The organism is Fictibacillus marinisediminis (genome assembly GCF_023149135.1).
Classification (GTDB): Bacteria; Bacillota; Bacilli; order Bacillales; family Fictibacillaceae; genus Fictibacillus_C; species Fictibacillus_C marinisediminis.
In genome coordinates this window covers 3,437,935-3,459,290 of sequence record NZ_JAIWJX010000002.1, presented here as the reverse complement: position 1 = coordinate 3,459,290, position 21,356 = coordinate 3,437,935, and the positions used below count along the sequence as shown (strand labels likewise).

Below are 21,356 nucleotides of genomic sequence, written 5' to 3'. Positions count from 1 at the left end.
CAAGGGTGGTACCGCGTGCAAAAACCACGTCCCTTTTTTAGGGATGTGGTTTTTTATATTTTTAAGGAGGAATGATTAGGATGAAAGATTTTATTCAACGATTGTCAGCTGACCAAACGAGCGAGCTGGAGCGTCAATATGCGCTGTATGCCAATGGTGTACAGGAGATCATTCCTGCTGAAGAGTTTAAACAGAAGATTGCAAAGTCCTTGCTTGAGAATAAGCCTCTAAAAGTAAAACTTGGTTTGGATCCCTCTGCTCCGGACGTTCATATCGGACACACGGTCGTTCTGCAGAAGCTGAAGCAGTTTCAGCAAAACGGGCACATTATCCAGCTCATCATTGGAGATTTTACGGGCAAGATCGGGGATCCTACTGGAAAATCCGCTGTACGGAAGCAGCTGACAGATGAAGAAGTGAAACACAATGCGCAAACCTATTTTGAGCAGTTCGGCAAAGTGCTGGATATGGAAAAGGTGGAGCTTCATTATAATGCCGACTGGCTTTCCAAATTGAACTTTGAGGATGTCATCCAGTTGGCAGGCAAAATAACCGTTGCTCGTTTGCTGGAACGAAATGATTTTACAGAGCGGATCTCTACGGGCAAGGCGATCTCTCTTCATGAATTCTTTTACCCGCTTATGCAAGGCTACGATTCTGTTGTTCTGGAAAGTGATCTTGAACTCGGGGGAACTGATCAGCATTTTAACGTGCTGATGGGGAGGCACCTGCAGGAACACTATAAAAAAGAGAAACAGGCCGTGATGCTGCTGCCTTTACTTGAAGGTCTTGACGGTGTTGAAAAGATGTCAAAATCAAAAGGCAACTACATCGGAATCAATGAAGAGCCGAATGAGATGTTCGGAAAGACGATGTCCATTCCTGATAAACTGATGCCGAAGTACATTGATTTGGCCACAGACTACACGGTGGAAGAAAAGAACAAGCTGAAAGAGGATCTAAAAGAAGGAATCCTCCACCCTCGTGACGCGAAAATCCAGCTAGGCAAGACTTTTGTCCGGATGTTTCACGGAAAGGAAGCAGCAGAAAAAGCAGAACATCATTTTCTGCGTGTTTTCCAAAAAGGAGCATTGCCTGAGGACATCCCGAAAGTGAAGTGGAATGGCGATCAAAATGTTGCTGTCGTTGAACTTCTTGTTGAACTGCAGTTGTTAAGTTCCAAGAGTGAAGCCCGTAAAATGATTCAGAACGGCGGGGTGAAGCTTAATGGAGAAAAGGTGTCAGACGTAAAACTTGAGATTGAGATAAAAGATGATACAATCGTTCAAGTAGGAAAAAGAAAGTTTGTTAAATTAACTGTATAAATTGAGGCCACCGTTTTCCACTTCAGGAAACGGTGGTTTTCTGTCTTAAGAAGCTTCAGGACAAAAACAGCAATATTTTTTCAATTTGCTTGCTGTTTTTTAAAGATCCATAGATTAAAATGAAATCTTAATAAAACCTTTGTCGAAAGTTTCATTGACAAAGTTTAAAAAGGGTATGTAAGACGCTTTTGGTGTATGGTATACTTTTTTGGGTTGAAAACGAACGGCTAGAAATAAAGGCTATGTAATATGCTTTTTACATAGAAATTGGAGGAAAGAATGAAAAAGGAAAATCACGCGGAAAGTGACATGCGCATACTTCCTTTCATGCAGGATGGAGAATATTATTTCCACCGGGGTATTAAAGCTTACCAGAAGAAGGATTTAGATAAAGCAAGAAAATTATTTGAACGAGCTGTGTATCTGCAGCCCGAAGAACCTGCATTTTATTGCCAGCTCGCATCCACATTGGCCGAGCTGGGTGAATATGATAAATCTAACCTGTATTTAGTGCAGGTGCTTGAAACAATGGGACAGGATATTAGTGAGTGTTACTTTTTTATGGCGAACAACTATGCGCATTTGGGAATGTTTTCAGAAGCCGAAACCTATGCCTCGCTTTATATGAAAAAAGATCCTGACGGTGAATTTTTTGATGATGCACTTGAACTGATCGATTTGATCAATTTTGAGACCGGAAGTGAAGCTTTAACAGAGGAAGAGGAATTGATCATCGGCCATGAAGAGGCCCGGCACAGTATTGAAAAAGGCGACTTGAAGGAAGCGAAAAAACAGCTGGCCGAACTCATCAGCAAGCATCCTACGTTTTGGGCTGCGTATAACAATCTTGCTCTTACTCATTTTTATTTAAATGAATTTGAGGAAGCATTGAACGTGCTCACGTCCATCCTGGATAAAAATCCGGGCAATTTGAATGCCCTCTGTAATCTTGCTATTTTTTACGAGCAATTGGGGAAAAAAGAAGAGGCTGCTGAAATGGTTGAGGGGATGAAAAAGGTCTATCCAATTCATCCTGACCATCGCTATAAACTTGGCAGCACGTTCGGCATCTTTAATGAGCATGACTGGGCTAACCGCTGGCTGGCATCCATCAACAAACATTACTACTACAGTGATCCTTCCTATCTTCATTTACTGGCTGTTTCATTCCATGCGCTTGGCCGGACCGAGCGGGCAATAAACTGCTGGTCAAAGGCACAGGAACTTGATCCGAAAAGCCAGGTCGCTTCTTATTATCTTGAGAAAGCGCAAAATGGCGAGCTGACGGTCACAGGTGCTGATTATCAATACCGAGTGCCTTCGTTTGTGAAACAGGAGAATGCCCAAAAAAGGGATTTCATGCAGCGCTTTAATAACGTGGCACGCGGTCTGCAAAAAAGTAAATTGGTGCATTTAACCTTACTGCGTGGGAATAATAGCGAAGAAAACATTGAAACCCTACAGGAATTTTGCACAAGGGATGATGAACATACCGTCCTTAAAGAAGTAGCGGCCAGTCTTTTAGTAGAGATGAGTCCGGGTACAAAGGTTTCCATACAAGGAGAAGATGGAGAGCAGATCATAGAGAATGTTTCTGCGACCATTGCAAGTGGGCTGAGCATCCTTTCTATCCTGAAGGAAAATGGAGCTTCCATTGATGACGATGTGACGTTCTTATGGCTGGAAACGATGATTCTGGCTCGTTCTGACAGCTCGCTGCTCAGAAATGATAAGGCGATAGCTGCGGCTATTGATTATGTGTCAAGAAAACGAAAAGACGGCGCAACCCAGCGCCAGATCGCCGAGCTGTATGGAATAACGGTTTCCATGCTCTCCTCGCGCATTCAATTTATCAAAAGAGGCCTTGAACGGGTAGATTGAGCAAATCTATGGACGAAAAAGCCTTTGGCCGATACCATGTAACTACAATATAAAGATTTGCAGACAGATGTTCTGGGGAAGGATCAAAGGAGTGGATCATGATGAGTGAAGAAAAAATTTATGACGTTATAATCATCGGCGCAGGTCCTGCGGGCATGACTGCGGCTGTCTATACGTCCAGGGCAAACCTCAGCACATTGATGCTTGAGCGCGGGATCCCGGGCGGACAGATGGCCAATACAGAAGATGTAGAGAACTATCCAGGGTTTGAAACGATCTTGGGGCCAGAACTGTCCAATAAAATGTTTGAACATGCGAAAAAATTCGGTGCGGAGTATGCTTACGGTGATGTGAAAGAGATCATCGACGGCGAGGAATACAAAACGGTCGTATCCGGAAGGAAAGAATTTAAAGCAAGATCGATCATTATAGGAACGGGCGCAGAATATAAAAAGCTTGGAGTGCCAGGTGAAAAAGAACTTGGCGGACGCGGCGTTTCCTATTGTGCGGTATGTGACGGAGCGTTCTTTAAAAATAAAGAGCTCGTTGTTGTCGGCGGGGGAGACTCTGCGGTTGAAGAAGGTGTCTACCTTACACGTTTTGCGAGCAAAGTAACTATCGTGCATCGCCGTGATAAATTGCGTGCCCAGCAGATTCTTCAGCAGCGTGCTTTCGATAATGAGAAAGTCGATTTCTTATATAACCATACCGTCAAAGAAATCCATGGTGAGAACAATAAGGTCAGCAAATTAACGCTTGTCAGCACCGAGACTGGTGAAGAGCGTGAGTTTTCTGCAGACGGTGTATTCATCTACGTTGGTATGCTTCCCTTGAATGGCGCTTTCGTCAATTTGGGGATTACAAACGAAGCGGGTTATGTTGAAACGAATCAGCTTATGGAAACACGGATTCCCGGCATTTTTGCTGCAGGCGATGTAAGGGAAAAAACGCTTCGCCAAATCGTTACGGCAACAGGAGACGGAAGCATTGCAGCCCAATCGGCACAGCATTTTGTTGAGGAATTAAAGGAAAGAATAAAAGCGTAAAATTCGTAATTCTGTTTTAATCAGACTGTAACAGTGGTGAAATAAAAATGGGGTACTATAAATAATAAGAAATTGACCCCCTTTTTATAAATTGCAAGACTTTTGGCGCGGAAGCATTCCGCGCCCTTTTTTTGTGGAATACTAGTTCTATCCCTTAATAATAGAGATACGTGTTCATTGTGAGGAGTGGCATTTTTTAGTATACTAAAGTTAATGTAACAGGTGATTGAGGTGAACATTGTGCAAAGAGTAACAAACTGTGTTTTAGTCAAAGAAAACGAAGTGCTTCTCTTGCAGAAACCAAGAAGAGGCTGGTGGGTAGCCCCTGGCGGCAAGATGGAGTCAGAGGAATCCATCAGGGATTCTGTCATTCGGGAATATCGTGAAGAAACAGGGGTTTATATTAAAAACCCTCAGCTGAAGGGTGTATTTAATTTTATTATCAAAGAAAAAGACAAGATTATTTCTGAATGGATGATGTTCACCTTCTTGGCAACCGAAGCTGAAGGAGAGGCGCTTGAAGAGTCTGATGAAGGAATTCTGGCCTGGAAGCCAGCATCTGAAATACGTTCATTGCCGATGGCGCCTGGAGATCATCATATTTTGGATTATGTTCTCACCGGGACGGGAATGATTTTTGGAACGTTCACGTATACACCGGATTTTGAACTGCTGTCCTATCGCCTCGATCCCGCTTGATAGGCAGTTTACACGGCGACAGGATCAAACACATACAATACATCAACGATATTTTAACGATTTTTAGAATAAGAGGGGGGGAACGGTTATGGAACAGCAGGACGTTCAAATGGTAATTATAACTGGGATGTCTGGGGCAGGAAAAACAGTAGCGATGCAGAGTTTTGAAGACCTGGGCTTCTTTTGTGTTGATAATCTTCCTCCCGCATTATTGCCAAAGTTTGTTGAGCTTATGGAGGAGTCACATGGAAAGCTGAATAAAGTGGCACTTGTCATGGACTTAAGGGGACGAGAGTTTTTTGACCAGCTTTTTTCAACGCTTGATCAGCTGCCTGTCCACTCTCACATTCAGCCGCAGATTATTTACCTTGAAAGCAAGGATGCAGCGCTCGTCCGCAGATACAAAGAAACAAGACGGTCACATCCCCTGGCGAAAAGCGGAAACCCTCTTCAGGGAATCATGCAGGAACGTGAAATGCTGGAAGAGCTAAAAGGCCGTGCTCAGCAAGTAATCGATACAACGGACCTTAAACCGATTCAGCTCCGTGAAAAGATTATTGAGCGATTTTCATCGGAAAAGTCCCATCCATTTACCGTAAATGTCATGTCATTTGGTTTTAAATACGGGATGCCGATCGATGCCGATCTCGTATTTGATGTGCGATTTTTGCCGAACCCGCATTACATTGACCACATGCGGCCAAGGACTGGACTAGAACCGGATATTTCAGAATATGTATTGCGGTGGCCTGAAACAAAGACTTTTCTTGAAAAGCTTATCGATCTATTAAATTTTATGATTCCACAATATAAGCGGGAAGGGAAAAGCCAGCTGATTATCGGAATTGGCTGCACAGGCGGAAAACACCGCTCGGTTGCTCTAGCAGAGTACATTAAGAATGCTTTGTCCAAAGAGTTTGTTACATTGAGCAGCCATCGTGACATGGGAAAGGATAAGTCTTAAATGAAACCTATATCTAAAATAGTCGTTCTGGGAGGAGGCACCGGGCTTTCCGTTCTTCTCAGAGGCTTAAAGAGCTTTCCCGTAGACATTACGGCGATCGTTACCGTTGCTGATGATGGAGGCAGCTCTGGCCGCCTCCGAAAAGATTACGATATGCCACCACCGGGAGACGTGCGCAACGTCCTTGCTGCACTCTCTGAGGTTGAACCTCTGGTGGAACGGCTTTTTCAGCACCGTTTTACGACAGGTGACGGGATTACCGGCCATTCCCTGGGGAATTTGCTGCTGGCTGCCATGCATGACATCACCGGGGATTTTGTCATGGGGATCAGGGAATTGAGCAAGGTGCTGAATGTCCGAGGGCAAGTGCTGCCTGCGGCTAATAAAAGCGTCATCTTAAACGCAGAATATGAAGATGGTTCATTTATTACCGGGGAGTCCAAAATTCCTCTCCGCAATAAACGAATTAAGCGTGTGTTTCTTACGCCTGACCATATCGAACCATTAGAGGCCAGCGTAAACGCGATCAATGAGGCTGACCTGATTGTTGTGGGACCCGGAAGTCTCTATACGAGCATCCTGCCCAATTTATTGGTTGGCGGTATTCGGGACGCTGTTCTCAAGTCAACGGTGCCTAGAGTTTATGTTTGTAACGCCATGACTCAAAAAGGGGAAACGAACCACTTTTCAGCAAGTGACCATGTTCAGGCACTGATTGATCACGTGGGCGATAAAATCGTTGATGTCGTGATCGTTAACAATGAAATTATTCCTGAAGAATTTTTGGAACTCTATCGCGAAGAGGGAGCCGAACAGGTTACCTGGGATATGGATCGTTTAAAATCTTTTGGTTTTAAGATCATTAGTGATAATATAATTCAATATGGCACTTTAGTGCGCCATGATGCGAAACGTGTATCTGAACTGCTTCTTTCATTACTGTGATAAAGGAGTAGTTTTTTCAGAAATTGAAGGCTGAATAACAGCTATCCAACCCTCACGTTACCGTAGTGGATAGAAGAGGGGTGAAAAAGATGTCTTTTGCGGCAGAAACAAAAAAAGAACTGACCCAACTGGAGATGAAAGATTGCTGTGCAAAGGCGGAATTGGCAGCGCTGATCCGAATGAATGGTTCCATCTCTTTTTCGAACCGCCAGATCGTGCTGGATATTCCAACTGAGAATGCCGCCATTGCCCGGCTTATCTATACATTGATCAAGAGAGTGTATTCCTTTCATGTGGAACTCCTGGTCCGGAAAAAAATGAGGCTGAAGAAAAACAACGTGTACATCGTCAGGCTCACTCAGGAAGCAAGAGCTCTTCTGGAGGATTTAAATATCATAGATGAAACCTTCACGTTCAACCGGGGGATCGCAGAAAACATTCAAAAGAATTCCTGCTGCCGCCGATCATACATGCGAGGTGCTTTTCTTGCCGGAGGATCTATCAATCATCCGGAAACGAGTTACCATCTTGAGATTTTTTCAATGTATGAGGAACATACAGCAGCCCTGTGCGAGCTGATGAACACCTTTGATCTAAAGGCAAAAATGCTCGAACGCAAAAAAGGATACATTATTTATTTGAAAGACGGGGAAAAGATATCTGAGTTCCTTACTTTAATTGGAGCGCACAACGCTATGCTCTATTTTGAGGACGTCAGGATCTTGAAGGATATGAGAAACTCCGTCAACCGCCTCGTAAACTGCGAAACCGCCAATTTGAACAAAACAGTGGGTGCAGCAATGAGGCAGGTCGAGAATATCAAATTTATTGAAAACCAGGTTGGTCTCGAAGTTCTTCCTGACAAACTCCGCGAGATCGCTGAACTCCGCGTTGCCCATCAGGAAATTACGCTTAAAGAGCTAGGTGAGATGGTTTCTTCAGGCGCAGTAAGCAAATCGGGCGTCAACCACAGGCTTCGGAAAATTGATGAAATCGCTAACAAAATTCGGTTAGGACAACCCATTTCGAAATAAAACATAATTACACACTAATCTTTAAAAGGAGGAACAGCAATGATCGAGAAGAAGGTAACTGTTCAGTTGAAAACCGGATTGCAAGCTCGTCCGGCTGCCTTATTTGTGCAGGAAGCGAACCGTTACAACTCTGAAGTATTTGTAGAAAAAGACGGAAAAAGAGTCAACGCAAAAAGTATTATGGGAATCATGAGCCTAGCCATCGGATCTGGCGTCGATATTACCATTTCTGTAAGCGGACATGATGAAGAAGAAGCGATCAAGGGGCTTGAAGCCTTCATTACGGAGCAGAACTAGGTTTCTTGAAGAAAATAGAAGAAGTAAAAGGGCAAAAGCGGGTTCGATATGATACTATCATCATCGAAGAGCTTTTGCCCTGTTTTTTTTGTTATGGGGTGTTTTACCGCATGTCGGGTTCGCAGATTGCCGGTTACTGGCCAAAACGGAGAAATACTGGCTGGAAATGATATTTACAATCCAAAACTCGGATTTACTGGCCGAAATATAAGAAATACTAGCCAAACTCATATTTTTTAAACTATATCCCTCTGCTTGAAAGCCCGGACCGAAGAAGCTTTACCGTTTTGTCCGGGCGAACATCGCCAATATTAAAATTACGATGACGATGACTCCGATGGAAACGAGGATATTATATAGGTTCATGATCATCTCCCCAAAATAAAAGCCGCTCGTAAAAAGATGAGCGGCTTTCTTGTTTTCATTTCATTAAATGTTTTTAGGATCTTCTACGGAAGAGATGACACGGTCAACAAGTCCGTATTTTACAGCATCCTCAGCTAGCATGAAGTTGTCACGGTCTGTATCGCGCTCGATCACTTCAAGAGGCTGGCCTGTTTTTTCAGAAAGAATTTTGTTAAGCTGTTCGCGCATTTGAATGATACGGCGAGCATGAATTTCAATGTCTGTTGCCTGTCCGCGTGTTCCGCCTAGAGGCTGGTGAATCATAACCTCAGAGTTTGGAAGTACATAGCGTTTTCCTTTTTCACCGGCTGCAAGCAAGAATGCTCCCATGGAAGCCGCCATACCGATGCAGATCGTGGAAACGTTAGGCTTGATGAAGTTCATCGTATCATAAATCGCCATACCTGCTGTGATGGATCCGCCAGGACTGTTTATGTATAGGGAGATATCCTTTTCAGGGTCCTCGGCAGCAAGAAAGAGCAGCTGAGCTACGATAGAGTTGGATACATTGTCATCAATTCCGCTTCCAAGCATGATAATACGGTCTTTTAACAGACGAGAGTAAATATCATATGCACGTTCACCACGGTTCGTTTGTTCAATAACTGTAGGAATTAAATTCATGAATAATCCTCCTTTTATGGTGTGTTTTTCGTGTGTTACTGACATCATACAAAAAAGGTCAAAAAAGGTCAAACGAAAAGCTTCTTTGTTGATAATTCTATGTAGAGGCTTCACAATCCTTTATTTAACAATATGTTTAGACTATCATCATCATTCCCGCGTCACCAGGTTTTAAACGTAGGGCACGTCAAAAGTTTTATAGTTAAAGAGGATTAGCTATTCTTTACATTTGTATAAGCTGTTTCGAGATTTCGGATCCGGCGGACGATTTCTGCGTTTTTGTTGAGATGGTCATTGATGAGGGTTCCGACAATGGATCGGTAATAGGCATTCATTGCGTGCGATTTCGTAAACACATCCTTGTTCCGTTCGATGTATTGTTTGAAATTTTCTTCAAAAAAAGCCACTGAAAATTGTTCAGCCATGGTTGCAGCACTCCTTCGTTTCAACTGTTTATATAGTATCAGATTCCGGTGCCAGGCACCAAAACAGAAAATTATTCTTGGTGATTGGCACCAAATAAATTAAGCGCCTTGTTTTGACAATTGGAAATTACCATGATATAGTTGTGCTGACCATATACGTGTTATTATGACTGGATGTAAACAATATGTGTTTTCTTTTAGTTTTTGTAGCATTGTCACATGGTTCCAATTTTTAAAGCGCTTTAACGCGCCGACAGGAGGATATACCCATGCAAAACGGGAAAGTAAAATGGTTCAACGCAGAAAAAGGATTCGGTTTCATCGAAGTTGAAGGTGGAGACGATGTATTCGTACACTTTTCTGCTATCCAATCTGAAGGTTTCAAATCTTTAGACGAAGGTCAAGAAGTATCTTTTGAAATCGTTGATGGTGCTCGCGGACCTCAAGCTGCTAACGTTACTAAACTTTAATAGCGTGATAAAAGGGCCAGTAATGGTCCTTTTTTTTTGTGCCCAAAAATCGCAAACTCCAGCAGTGTTAACCTGATGGAAGGAACTTCAAATCTTTTTCAGTGTTGCCTGCTGACATTCTATAGTATCATAGTAACAGGAGGGATTTATAATGGAGCTGGGATTATTTCAACAACAAAATTTAAGTCTTGTCATGACTGCAGAGCTTCGCCAGGCCATTGCCATCCTGCAATATCCTTGCTATGAACTTTCTCAATTTTTACAAGAACAAGCGGTAGAAAATCCTCTCATTGAGTTGGCGGATTCGCCAGCCTTTTTTAATAACGATAAAAAGAAAGCGCTTCAAAAAAGTAAAACAATGCAAGATGCGGATGTGATCGGGATGATGCAGCCTGCTGAAGAAACCATGCACGACCGCCTGCTTCATCAAGCGTTAGCCATACCTGCATCAGATGAGATTGCAGCTGTTGTCCGCTATCTCATCTTAAATATAGACCAGGCCGGATATCTGGATATAACGGAAGATGAAATTAAACAGCGTTTCGGAATCAGCACTGAAAGATATGAAGAAGCCATAGATTGGCTTCATCAGCTGGAGCCGGCAGGCATTGGAGCCCGTAACCTTAGGGAATGTCTTCTACTGCAATTGAAATCGCTTGGCATGGAGGATGATCTGTCCTACCTTATCGCTGATACTCACCTTGATCAGCTCGCAGACCGAAAAATTAAGCAGATTGCTGCTGCCCTTGGAACGAATGTACAGGCTGTCGAACAGGCTGCCGACTTTATTCTGACTCTTGATCCGAAGCCGGGGCAAAAATTGTCCAGCCACAGTGAACTGGGATACCTGTATCCAGACCTTTCCGTCATTGAAGATAATGGAACGTACAAACTCGCCATCAACGATCATTTCACGCCCAAAGTGCAGCTGAATGAAAGCTATGCTCATTTATTAAAATCAAAGGCCAGCGGTGCTGCACAGTACTTGCAGGAACATTATCAAAAGCTTCAATGGCTGCAGAAGAGCCTTGAACAAAGAAAGAACACGCTCATCATGATCGCCAAAGAGATCGTCTCAGTTCAGCAGAACTTTTTAAAAAGGGGCCCTGAACATCTCGTTCCGATTACCTTAAGGGAAGTAGCTGAACGGATCGGCATGCACGAATCAACAGTCAGCCGGGCCGTTAAAAACAAGGTCATTCAAACACCGAAAGGCGCATTTGAACTGAAATATTTTTTTACAGCAAAAATTGAAACGGTAAATGGAGAGAACGCTTCTGCCCAAACCGCCAAGCTTGCCATAAGAAAAGTAATTGAAGCAGAGGATAAAGCAAAGCCGCTGTCTGATCAGGCGATTGCCGAAATGCTTGCCAGCGAAAAAGGCTTGAGCATCTCAAGGCGTACGGTCGCCAAGTACAGAGAGGAGCTGAACATCGCTTCCTCTTCCAAGCGGAAAAGATATTCCTGACATACGACCGCAGAAGCGATGCTCCACTCTTACCCTTCAACACAAAAAAAGTGTTTCGGGGCAATAGTTCCAGCGCTTGTCGGACCTAATCGGGCACCTGCGCTTTTCTTACTAAGCCAGGTGCTTTGTTTTTAATATATAATGATAACAAGAGTACGAATAAAAAAAGATGAAAAGGGAATGTTGAGTATGAGTCCACTTTCGATCACATTTTATACAAAACACCATTGTCCTCTCTGCGACAAAGCGCATACTATATTAGAGGAGCTTCAAGAGGAAATTCCGATGAAGATCCAAAAAGTTGATATTTACCGGTCAGATGAACTTATCGAAAAATATGGGCTGATGATCCCAGTGATTACGGTAGCGGATGAAGAGATTCAGTACGGGCAGATTCATAAGGAATCATTAAGAAAGCGTTTACTTACAATTAATAAGTAATTTTTGTTGAAATGTTGTCACATGTTTTGTTAGAATGAAGGAGACTTAAACATAGTCATTTTTTTATAGCATCATTGGGACGTAAAATGGCTAACAGGGACGGTGAATGTCCCTAGAAGTATTGGACTCCTCTTATGTTCTGCCGTACAAAAAGACAAGGGGAATGCATGATGAACGATTTGATAGAAATACAGAAGAAGCTTTTGCCTGATCTTCTGGAGGTAATGAGAAAACGATACAGCATACTTAAAATTGTTCGCTTTCATGAACCCATCGGCAGACGAAGCCTTGCCATTAACCTCAATATGACGGAAAGGGTTCTCCGTGCAGAGGTCAGCTTTTTGAAAGACCAGGGGCTGCTTTCCATCCTGCCTGGCGGTATGTCGCTTACTCCCGATGGATTAGATGTCCTTGAACGGCTGGAAGTTTTGATGAATGAACTCGCTGGACTTCGCGTTTTAGAAATGAAGTTAAGGGAAAACTTAAACCTGTCTGAAGTGATTATCGTTCCTGGTGACAGTGATGAAGATCCTTGGATTAAAAGTGAAATGGGCAAGGCGGCAGTAATGAGGTTGAAACAGGAGTTAACAGGCAATAATGTCATTGCAGTGACCGGCGGAACAACCATCGCTGCTGTTGCTGAAATGATGACTCCTGGAAACAAGGACCAAGACCTTCTGTTTGTCCCAGCCAGAGGCGGTCTTGGCGAAAAGGTAGAAAATCAGGCAAACACCATCTGTTCAACGATGGCTGTAAAAGCACGAGGTGAGTATCGTCTGCTTCATTTACCGGATCAGCTCAGTAAGGAAACTTATCTTTCACTGATTGAGGAACCCGGGGTAAAAGAAGTCATGGAGCTGATCCGTTCAGCAAGTATAGTCATCCATGGAATTGGCGATGCTAAAACAATGGCCAACAGAAGGAATTCTTCTTCTGCTGTGCTGGAAAAACTCGAACACGAAAAAGCGGTAGCGGAGGCTTTCGGCTATTACTTCGATCATCATGGAGAAGTAGTGCATCGTGTTCGAACGATCGGTCTTCAATTGAATGACCTGAAAAATAGTGATTTCATCATGGCTGTTGCAGGTGGTGCTTCGAAAGCGGAAGCGATCGCGGCATTCATGAAGCATGGCCCCAAAAAGGTGCTGATCACCGATGAAGGGGCAGCAAACAAACTTCTTGCAAGCTTGTGAAAGACTATGTAACTTGTTTTGTGAATAAAGGGTTTTCCCTTTAACTATATTTTTCTTTCTAATTATAAGGAGGTCATTTTAAATGGCAACTAAAGTTGGTATTAATGGATTCGGTCGTATTGGCCGTAACGTATTTCGTGCAGCGCTAAACAACCCTAACGTAGAAGTGGTGGCTGTTAATGATTTAACAGACGCAAACATGCTTGCTTTCCTATTGAAGCATGACACTGTACACGGAAAGCTTGATGCGACTGTTGAAGTCGGCGAAAATGCGCTGATCGTAAACGGCAAAGAAATCAAAGTATTGGCTGAGCGTGACCCTGCTCAGTTAGGATGGGGAGACCTTGGTGTAGAAGTAGTTGTTGAATCTACTGGACGTTTCACAAAACGTGCTGACGCTGCTAAACACTTAGAAGCTGGCGCTAAAAAAGTTATCATCTCTGCTCCTGCAAGTGACGAAGATATCACTGTAGTAATGGGTGTCAACGAAGACAAATACGATGCTGGAAGCCACGATGTAATTTCTAACGCTTCTTGTACAACAAACTGCCTAGCTCCTTTCGCTAAAGTACTTAACGAAAAATTCGGTATCAAACGCGGTATGATGACAACTGTTCACTCATACACAAATGATCAGCAAATCCTTGATCTTCCGCATAAAGACTACCGTCGTGCACGTGCTGCTGCAGAAAACATCATTCCTACAACAACTGGTGCTGCAAAAGCTGTTTCTCTAGTACTTCCTGAACTAAAAGGTAAACTAAACGGTATGGCAATGCGTGTTCCGACTCCAAATGTATCATTAGTAGACCTTGTTGCTGAACTCGACAAAGAAGTTTCTGCAGAAGAAATCAATGCAGCATTGAAAGAAGCAGCTGAAGGGCCATTAAAAGGCATTCTTGGCTACAGCGATGAGCCGCTTGTTTCTACTGACTATAACGGCAATACTAACTCTTCTACAGTTGACGGTCTTTCTACAATGGTTATGGAAGGCAACATGGTTAAAGTGATCTCTTGGTACGACAACGAAACTGGATACTCCAGCCGTGTTGTAGATCTTATTGACTTTATTGCTAAAAAAGGACTTTAATAATAGAGAGATTTAAAGTAGAGGGGAAGGGATGAAAGATGCCCTTACCCTCTTTCCCTTGTAAGGAACTCTTAGCAGTTGCATGTTGCTAAAAGCTTATCTTTTAAACTTAAGATTTACGGAAGACGGGCACAGTTCCGAACTTCCCGTTTTCACCTGCGCATTTTAGGTTAAACTAGGGTGTGTAAAAGGGATTCTTTTCTTCTCTATTAAGACTGTCAGGAGGTTATACTTATGAACAAGAAAACAGTTCGTGACATCGATGTTAATGGAAAAGTGGTCTTCTGCCGCGTTGACTTTAACGTTCCGATGGAAAATGGGAAAATTACCGACGATACTCGAATCCGTGCGGCACTCCCAACGATTCAATACTTAACAGAGCAAGGTGCCAAAGTTTTATTGGCGAGCCATCTCGGACGCCCGAAAGGCCAAGTGGTCGAAGAGCTTCGCTTGACCCCAGTGGCACAGCGCTTAAGCGATCTCCTTGGCAAAGAAGTTGTAAAAACGGACGAAGCATACGGCGAAGAAGTGAAGAGTGCGCTGTCAAGCCTTGACAACGGAGGCGTCATTCTTCTTGAGAACGTCCGCTTTTATCCTGGAGAAGAAAAAAATGATCCTGAATTAGCACAGAAATTTGCTGAACTCGCTGATGTGTATGTGAACGATGCATTCGGTGCAGCCCACCGTGCGCACGCATCTACTGAAGGCGCTGCAAAACATCTTCCAGCTGTTGCGGGATTCCTGATGGAAAAAGAACTTGATGTGCTTGGAAAAGCTCTATCCAATCCTGACCGCCCTTTCACTGCTATCATTGGCGGTGCCAAAGTTAAAGACAAAATCGACGTGATCAATAATCTGCTAGATAAAGTGGACAACATGATCATCGGCGGAGGGCTTGGCTACACGTTCATCAAAGCTTTAGGCCACGATGTAGGTAAATCTTTATTGGAAGAAGATAAGATTGAAACAGCTAAAGGCTTCATGGAAAAAGCGAAGGAAAAGGGAGTAAACTTCCTCATTCCTGAAGATATTCTTGTTGCTGATGACTTCTCAAACGATGCAAACACGAAGGTTGTGGGCATCGATGCCATCCCGTCTGACTGGGAAGGACTTGATATCGGTTCTAAAACGATTGAAAAGTACCGAAATACCATTCAGAAATCGAAACTTGTAATATGGAACGGTCCGATGGGTGTTTTCGAAATGGAAGCATTCTCTAAAGGAACCCGTTCTGTTGCAGAAGCACTTGCTGAAGCCAAAGATACATACAGTGTAATCGGCGGCGGTGACTCAGCAGCTGCAGTTGAGAAATTTGGCTATGCAGACAAAATGAGCCACATCTCAACAGGCGGCGGTGCTTCACTTGAATTCATGGAAGGCAAAGAGCTTCCTAGCGTTACAGCATTAAACGACAAGTAAAACTCGTTTGAAAAGAAATCGACGAAGAGCAGTACAGCTTTCCGTGAAGTCCCCTGAACTTTATGGGGAAGCTGTATGTTCTTAGGAAGGTGAAAAACATGCGAAAACCAATTATTGCAGGAAACTGGAAAATGAATAAAACCCTTTCTGAAGCAAAATCTTTTGTTGAAGAAGTGAAAGGATTGATCCCTGCTGCAGATACAGTAGATTCTGTTGTTTGTGCACCAGCTTTATTCTTGGACGCACTCGTAAACGCATCTAAGGGAACAGACCTCGGTGTAGGTGCACAGAACATGCACTTTGAGGATAATGGAGCTTTCACAGGTGAAATCAGCCCTGTTATGCTGAAGGACCTTGGTGTTGGCTATGTTGTTCTTGGACACTCCGAGCGCCGCGAGTACTTTGGTGAAACAGATGAGCTCGTTAACCAAAAAACGCATGCTGCTTTCAACCACGGATTAACTCCAATCGTTTGTGTCGGTGAAACACTTGAACAGCGTGAAGCAGATCAAACAAAAGACGTTGTAAAAACACAAACGGAAAAAGGACTTCAAGGTCTTTCCGAAGAACAAGTTAAACGTACTGTTGTTGCCTATGAGCCAGTTTGGGCGATTGGTACGGGAAAAACAGCTTCCTCTGAAGATGCCAACGAAGTCTGCGGATACATTCGCAGTGTGATCGCTGAACAATTCTCACAAGAAGCAGCAGACCAAGTTCGCATTCAATACGGCGGAAGCGTGAAGCCAGGCAACATCAAAGAATTAATGGGCATGTCTGATATCGACGGTGCTCTCGTTGGAGGAGCAAGCCTTGAGCCGCAATCGTTCCTTCAGCTTTTGGAAGGTGTAAACAATGCCTAAGAAACCTGTCGCACTGATTATTCTTGATGGTTTTGCATGCCGCAACGAAGAAAAAGGAAATGCTGTAGCCCATGCGAAAAAACCAAACTTTGACCGATATTGGGAAACATATCCTCACAACCATTTAACGGCATGCGGAGAAGCTGTAGGGCTTCCTCCAGGCCAGATGGGGAACTCTGAAGTCGGACATTTGAATATTGGTGCTGGCCGTATTGTTTACCAAAGCCTTACCCGTGTGAATCTTTCGATCAAGGAAGGGGATTTCTATGAAAACCCAACCTTTATTGAAGCAATGGATGAAGTGAAGAAGAAGGGGACAAACCTTCACATCTTCGGACTTCTTTCTGACGGCGGGATTCACAGCCACATCGACCATATCTTTGCATTGCTTGAAACGGCTAAAAAGCAAGGAGTAGAAAATGTTTACCTGCATGGCTTCTTGGACGGCAGGGACGTTCCTCCGCAATCGGCAAAAGGCTATATCGAGCAAACATTGAAAAAGATGGACGAGCTGGGCTTAGGCCAAATCGCGACATTATCCGGACGCTATTACTCTATGGACCGTGACAAACGCTGGGATCGTGTGGAGAAATCCTACCGTGCCATGGTTTATGGTGAAGGTCCGGATTACACTGATCCGATCGAAGTGGTGGAAGACTCTTACAAAAATGAAATCTATGATGAATTCGTGCTTCCTTCTGTACTGAAGAAAGAAGACGGTTCTCCGGTTGCTACTATCCAGGACGGAGATGCCATCATTTTCTGCAACTTCCGTCCGGACCGTGCGATTCAGATTTCACAGGTTTTCACGAATGAAGATTTCCGCGGTTTTGACCGGGGAGATCATTTTCCGAAAGACATTCACTTTGTGTGCTTAACGAACTTCAGTGAAACCGTCAAAGGTGACGTAGCGTTCAAACCTACGAACTTGGACAACACGCTGGGAGAAGTTCTTTCTCAACAAAATTATAAACAGCTGCGTATTGCAGAAACAGAAAAATACCCTCATGTTACCTTCTTCTTCAGCGGCGGACGCGAAGCTGAGTTTGAAGGTGAAACGCGGATTTTGATTGATTCGCCGAAAGTGGCGACCTATGATTTAAAACCTGAAATGAGCGCGTATGAAGTGACGGACGCTCTTGTAAAAGAGATTGAAGCCGAAAACCATGATGCGATCATTTTGAACTTTGCCAATCCGGACATGGTCGGGCATTCAGGCAAGCTGGAACCAACCGTTAAAGCGATTGAAGCAGTAGATGAGTGCCTAGGGAAAGTCGTGGATGCGATCCTTGCAAAAGACGGCTATGCTATCATTACGGCTGACCACGGAAACGCAGACGAAGTGATAACAATGGAAGGCAAACCAATGACTGCTCATACGACTAATCCGGTGCCAGTCATCGTTACGAAAAAGGATATCCAACTTCGCGACGGCGGCAAACTTGCCGACCTCGCACCAACGTTCCTGACCCTTCTCGGCGGCCAACAGCCTAAAGAGATGACAGGCGAAACGTTAATCAAAGGCTAGTTTTTGAAATCAGGAAAAAGCTGATCGACAGAGGGCCCCTGCAGAACAGTCTTGTTCCTCACCATAAAATCTTGTTTGATAAGGAGAGAAAATTTATGTCAGCAATTATTGAAGTATATGCTCGTGAAGTATTGGACTCCCGCGGGAATCCAACAGTAGAAGTAGAAGTTTACACAGAGTCCGGTGCATTCGGCCGTGCGATCGTGCCTAGCGGTGCATCCACTGGTGAATACGAAGCAGTTGAGCTTCGTGACGGCGACAAAGGCCGCTACCTTGGAAAAGGTGTACAAACTGCTGTTGAAAACGTAAACACACTTATCGCTCCAGAATTGATCGGATATGATGTTTTGGATCAAGTCGGCATCGACAAAACGTTGATCGATCTTGACGGAACAGAAAACAAAGGGAAATTCGGAGCAAACGCTATTCTTGGTGTTTCCATGGCTGTAGCACGTGCTGCTGCTGATCTTCTTGGTCTTCCTTTGTACATGTACCTTGGAGGATTCAACGCAAAAACTCTTCCAGTTCCAATGATGAATATCCTAAACGGCGGAGAGCATGCCGATAACAACGTTGACATTCAGGAATTCATGGTTATGCCAGTCGGCGCACCAACATTCTCTGAAGCACTTCGTATGGGAGCTGAAATCTTCCACAGCCTTAAATCTGTGTTAAAAGAAAAAGGATTAAACACAGCTGTAGGTGACGAAGGCGGATTCGCACCAAACCTTTCTTCTAACGAAGAAGCGCTTCAAACAATCATGGAAGCGATCGAAAAAGCTGGATATAAACCAGGTGAAGAAGTTCGTCTTGCAATGGACGTTGCCTCTTCCGAGCTCTTCAACAAAGAAGATGGAAAATACCATCTTTCTGGTGAAGGTGTTGTTAAAACATCTGAAGAAATGGTTGCTTTCTACGAAGATCTTGTTTCTAAATACCCAATCATCTCCATTGAAGATGGCTTGGATGAAAACGACTGGGAAGGCCACAAGCTATTGACTGACCGTCTTGGCGACAAAATTCAGCTTGTAGGAGACGACCTTTTCGTAACGAACACAAACAAACTTGCTCAAGGTATTGAGCAAGGTGTGGGTAACTCCATCCTTATCAAAGTTAACCAAATCGGTACGCTGACTGAAACATTCGACGCGATCGAAATGGCTAAACGCGCAGGCTATACTGCAGTAATCTCTCACCGTTCTGGTGAAAGTGAAGACAGCACAATCGCTGACATCGCTGTAGCGACTAACGCTGGACAAATCAAAACAGGTGCTCCATCCCGTACTGACCGTGTAGCGAAGTACAACCAATTGCTTCGTATCGAAGACGAATTGGCAAGCATCAGCCGCTACCCTGGATTGAGCGCATTCTACAACCTTCAAAAATAAGCTATTTTACGTAAACCGCTTGAGACCTGATCAGTCTCAAGCGTTTTTTTTGTGAGGAGGACTCTGCTGATTTCGTGATTGGCGCGTATTTTAGGGAGATCCGCATGTATTTCAGGAAGATTGGCATGTATTTTTGAGAGATTGGCATGTAAATCCTCAAGAATGGATCGTATTTACAAAACACAAATTTGATGAGACTGCAGAAGAGGAGAAATAGCGCTTTTTAGCGAAATAAACTGGAAAACATATGAAGGATGTGATTCCTAAATTGTGAATGAACAAAAACTGCCCATATATATTCGGAAATTAGAGGCTTTATTACGAAGACTTCCGATAAATCACCAAAAACGCACAAAAATTGAACAGAGTTATGCCAGACAAATGGCAGGATACAAGGGTGAAAAGGCAATCGCATATTACCTTGAACGACTTCCCAAAAAGGAGTATACAATTTTTCATGGGCTGCGGCTTCTAGAGGGATCCTATTACTTTCAAATGGATTACCTCATCCTATCTTCGTTCTTCTTTTTAATCTTAGAAGTGAAAAACTTATCCGGCATTCTTACCTTTGATACAAACTACCGACAATTAATCCGTGTAAATAATGAAAAAGAAGAAGCTTTTCCTGATCCGCTTTTGCAGGTAGAGCGTCAGCAGAACCAGCTAACATCTTGGTTAGCTGTAAGAAAACTACCTCGCATTCCCATCGAGTCCCTTATAGTCGTAAGCAGTCCTTATACCCTCATTAAAAATCCTCTTACCCCTGATTTATCCCGCAATATCATCCATGGCGCCAACCTTCCATCGGTAATCAGCAGCTTACAAACCCGTTACACAACTCAAATTATGACAAATAAAGAGGTCAATAGAGCCGCAAAGCAATTCAACAAAAACCATATTCCCTTCAATCCTGACATACTATCAAAGTTTCAAATACAGCCCAATGAGCTCTTAACGGGCGTTTATTGTTCAGTTTGTTCTTCTATAGGTATGAAAAAGCTGTATACGAACTGGATTTGCTCTTCGTGTGATCATTCCTCCAAGATCGCTCATCTCCATTCATTAGATGACTATAAGCTTCTAGTTAGCTCTACAATTACAAATCGAGACCTCAGGGGATTTTTAGGATTGACTTCTCCCTCTATTTCAGCGAAAATCCTCAAATCTCTAAACCTCCCTCACACGGGAACCTATAAAGACAGGAGATATCATCTTTAAATTTCAGGAGCTGCATATTATGATAAAATAAATCATTTCATACTCGGTACAAACGGGGAGGTTTGGAGCATGCCGAAAATGGAGCTTGAATTTGAAAGACTGAAGATCAGGGAAATTACGGTGAATGATGCCTCTGTTATCGCACAATGGAAAAGCGGTCCTCTCTTTCGGAAAATGTCTACAGGTTCTATGACCATCATTAATGAAGGCAATCAAAGGCAGGATATTGAGAAAAGCTTAAGCCAGATGAACGAATCTTACTTGATGATTATCGAAAAGAGGAGCTCGCAGCCTGTTGGATACGTCCGTTTCAACTGGATGGGAAGCTCGCAGCGTTATGGCTGGCTTCGGTTCGGACTCGGTGCCGAACAAGGAAAAGGATACATGGGGGAAGCACTGGCAGGCATCTTTCAGCACCTGTTTCAGCATGAGACCTACAGGATTGATGCTGAGGTCTACGAATATAACACAAGAAGCCTGAAGCTCCTGAAGTCCCTGGGGTTTCAAAAGGAAGGCGTCAGAAGGCAAGCCTACTTTGACGAAGATCAGTATTTTGATATACATGTTATGGGCCTGCTCAAGAGCGACTGGCTGGAAGTCAGCCCGCAGTCCCGGGCGTCATTGAACATAAATTAA

At 43.6% G+C, this 21,356-nt stretch carries 21 protein-coding genes and 1 other annotated feature (1 of these 22 running past the window's edge); of the genes, 19 read left to right on the top strand and 2 right to left on the bottom strand.

The features are described from left to right. Window positions 1–37, top strand: a binding site (T-box leader); it begins 192 nt to the left of the window's first position. 43 nt (window positions 38–80) lie between these two features. The 8 genes from tyrS (at window position 81) to LCY76_RS18415 (ending at window position 8,191) form a co-directional block, all read left to right on the top strand. Then, a complete protein-coding gene (gene tyrS, locus LCY76_RS18450) occupies window positions 81–1,325 on the top strand; it encodes a tyrosine--tRNA ligase (protein WP_248253835.1) in 1,245 nt (414 codons plus the stop codon). 279 nt (window positions 1,326–1,604) lie between these two features. Beyond that, window positions 1,605–3,206, top strand: coding sequence for a tetratricopeptide repeat protein (locus LCY76_RS18445; RefSeq protein ID WP_248253834.1), 1,602 nt, complete (start codon window positions 1,605–1,607; stop codon window positions 3,204–3,206). Between the two features lie 101 nt (window positions 3,207–3,307). Continuing rightward, window positions 3,308–4,252: a thioredoxin-disulfide reductase gene (trxB, locus tag LCY76_RS18440; RefSeq protein ID WP_248253833.1), complete on the top strand. Its 945-nt coding sequence runs from the start codon at window positions 3,308–3,310 to the stop codon at window positions 4,250–4,252. A gap of 240 nt (window positions 4,253–4,492) precedes the next feature. Beyond that, complete coding sequence (locus LCY76_RS18435; RefSeq protein WP_248254718.1) at window positions 4,493–4,951, top strand: NUDIX hydrolase; 459 nt, start codon at window positions 4,493–4,495, stop codon at window positions 4,949–4,951. 88 nt (window positions 4,952–5,039) lie between these two features. After that, the gene (rapZ, locus tag LCY76_RS18430; protein ID WP_053357083.1) at window positions 5,040–5,915 is read left to right on the top strand and encodes an RNase adapter RapZ; all 876 of its coding nucleotides are present in this window, start codon (window positions 5,040–5,042) and stop codon (window positions 5,913–5,915) included. After that, window positions 5,916–6,860, top strand: coding sequence for a gluconeogenesis factor YvcK family protein (locus LCY76_RS18425; RefSeq protein ID WP_248253832.1), 945 nt, complete (start codon window positions 5,916–5,918; stop codon window positions 6,858–6,860). A gap of 89 nt (window positions 6,861–6,949) precedes the next feature. After that, a complete protein-coding gene (gene whiA, locus LCY76_RS18420; protein ID WP_248253831.1) occupies window positions 6,950–7,894 on the top strand; it encodes a DNA-binding protein WhiA in 945 nt (314 codons plus the stop codon). A gap of 39 nt (window positions 7,895–7,933) precedes the next feature. Continuing rightward, window positions 7,934–8,191: an HPr family phosphocarrier protein gene (locus LCY76_RS18415; protein ID WP_053357086.1), complete on the top strand. Its 258-nt coding sequence runs from the start codon at window positions 7,934–7,936 to the stop codon at window positions 8,189–8,191. Window positions 8,192–8,620: 429 nt separating this feature from the next. On the opposite strand, the gene clpP is transcribed toward LCY76_RS18415, so the two are convergent. Together clpP and yvfG are read right to left on the bottom strand one after the other, a co-directional pair. Then, window positions 8,621–9,220, bottom strand: coding sequence for an ATP-dependent Clp endopeptidase proteolytic subunit ClpP (gene clpP / locus LCY76_RS18410; protein WP_053357087.1), 600 nt, complete (start codon window positions 9,218–9,220; stop codon window positions 8,621–8,623). Between the two features lie 212 nt (window positions 9,221–9,432). Beyond that, complete coding sequence (yvfG, locus tag LCY76_RS18405) at window positions 9,433–9,645, bottom strand: protein YvfG (RefSeq protein ID WP_053357088.1); 213 nt, start codon at window positions 9,643–9,645, stop codon at window positions 9,433–9,435. Window positions 9,646–9,914: 269 nt separating this feature from the next. On the opposite strand from yvfG, the gene cspD reads away from it, so the two are divergent. The 11 genes from cspD (at window position 9,915) to LCY76_RS18350 (ending at window position 21,356) form a co-directional block, all read left to right on the top strand. Then, window positions 9,915–10,115: a cold-shock protein CspD gene (gene cspD, locus LCY76_RS18400; RefSeq protein ID WP_053357089.1), complete on the top strand. Its 201-nt coding sequence runs from the start codon at window positions 9,915–9,917 to the stop codon at window positions 10,113–10,115. Between the two features lie 151 nt (window positions 10,116–10,266). Next, window positions 10,267–11,583 carry an RNA polymerase factor sigma-54 gene (gene rpoN / locus LCY76_RS18395; RefSeq protein WP_248253830.1) on the top strand — a complete coding sequence of 439 codons (1,317 nt, stop codon included), beginning with the start codon at window positions 10,267–10,269 and terminating at the stop codon, window positions 11,581–11,583. 141 nt (window positions 11,584–11,724) lie between these two features. After that, the gene (locus tag LCY76_RS18390; RefSeq protein WP_336606266.1) at window positions 11,725–12,024 is read left to right on the top strand and encodes a glutaredoxin family protein; all 300 of its coding nucleotides are present in this window, start codon (window positions 11,725–11,727) and stop codon (window positions 12,022–12,024) included. 170 nt (window positions 12,025–12,194) lie between these two features. Beyond that, the gene (locus LCY76_RS18385) at window positions 12,195–13,217 is read left to right on the top strand and encodes a sugar-binding transcriptional regulator (RefSeq protein ID WP_053357092.1); all 1,023 of its coding nucleotides are present in this window, start codon (window positions 12,195–12,197) and stop codon (window positions 13,215–13,217) included. 82 nt (window positions 13,218–13,299) lie between these two features. Next, on the top strand, window positions 13,300–14,307 hold the full coding sequence (gene gap, locus LCY76_RS18380) for a type I glyceraldehyde-3-phosphate dehydrogenase (RefSeq protein ID WP_053357093.1): 1,008 nt from the start codon (window positions 13,300–13,302) through the stop codon (window positions 14,305–14,307). A gap of 234 nt (window positions 14,308–14,541) precedes the next feature. Then, on the top strand, window positions 14,542–15,726 hold the full coding sequence (locus tag LCY76_RS18375) for a phosphoglycerate kinase (protein ID WP_248253828.1): 1,185 nt from the start codon (window positions 14,542–14,544) through the stop codon (window positions 15,724–15,726). 98 nt (window positions 15,727–15,824) lie between these two features. Beyond that, window positions 15,825–16,586 carry a triose-phosphate isomerase gene (gene tpiA, locus LCY76_RS18370; protein ID WP_248253827.1) on the top strand — a complete coding sequence of 254 codons (762 nt, stop codon included), beginning with the start codon at window positions 15,825–15,827 and terminating at the stop codon, window positions 16,584–16,586. Further along, window positions 16,579–18,114, top strand: coding sequence for a 2,3-bisphosphoglycerate-independent phosphoglycerate mutase (gpmI, locus tag LCY76_RS18365; protein ID WP_248253826.1), 1,536 nt, complete (start codon window positions 16,579–16,581; stop codon window positions 18,112–18,114). Before tpiA ends, gpmI begins: the two co-directional genes overlap by 8 nt. A 95-nt stretch (window positions 18,115–18,209) precedes the next feature. Next, complete coding sequence (gene eno, locus LCY76_RS18360; RefSeq protein WP_053357097.1) at window positions 18,210–19,502, top strand: phosphopyruvate hydratase; 1,293 nt, start codon at window positions 18,210–18,212, stop codon at window positions 19,500–19,502. A gap of 270 nt (window positions 19,503–19,772) precedes the next feature. Next, entirely contained in the window at window positions 19,773–20,720 is a 948-nt protein-coding gene (locus tag LCY76_RS18355) for a nuclease-related domain-containing protein (RefSeq protein WP_248253825.1), read from the top strand. 69 nt (window positions 20,721–20,789) lie between these two features. After that, entirely contained in the window at window positions 20,790–21,356 is a 567-nt protein-coding gene (locus LCY76_RS18350) for a GNAT family N-acetyltransferase (protein WP_248253824.1), read from the top strand.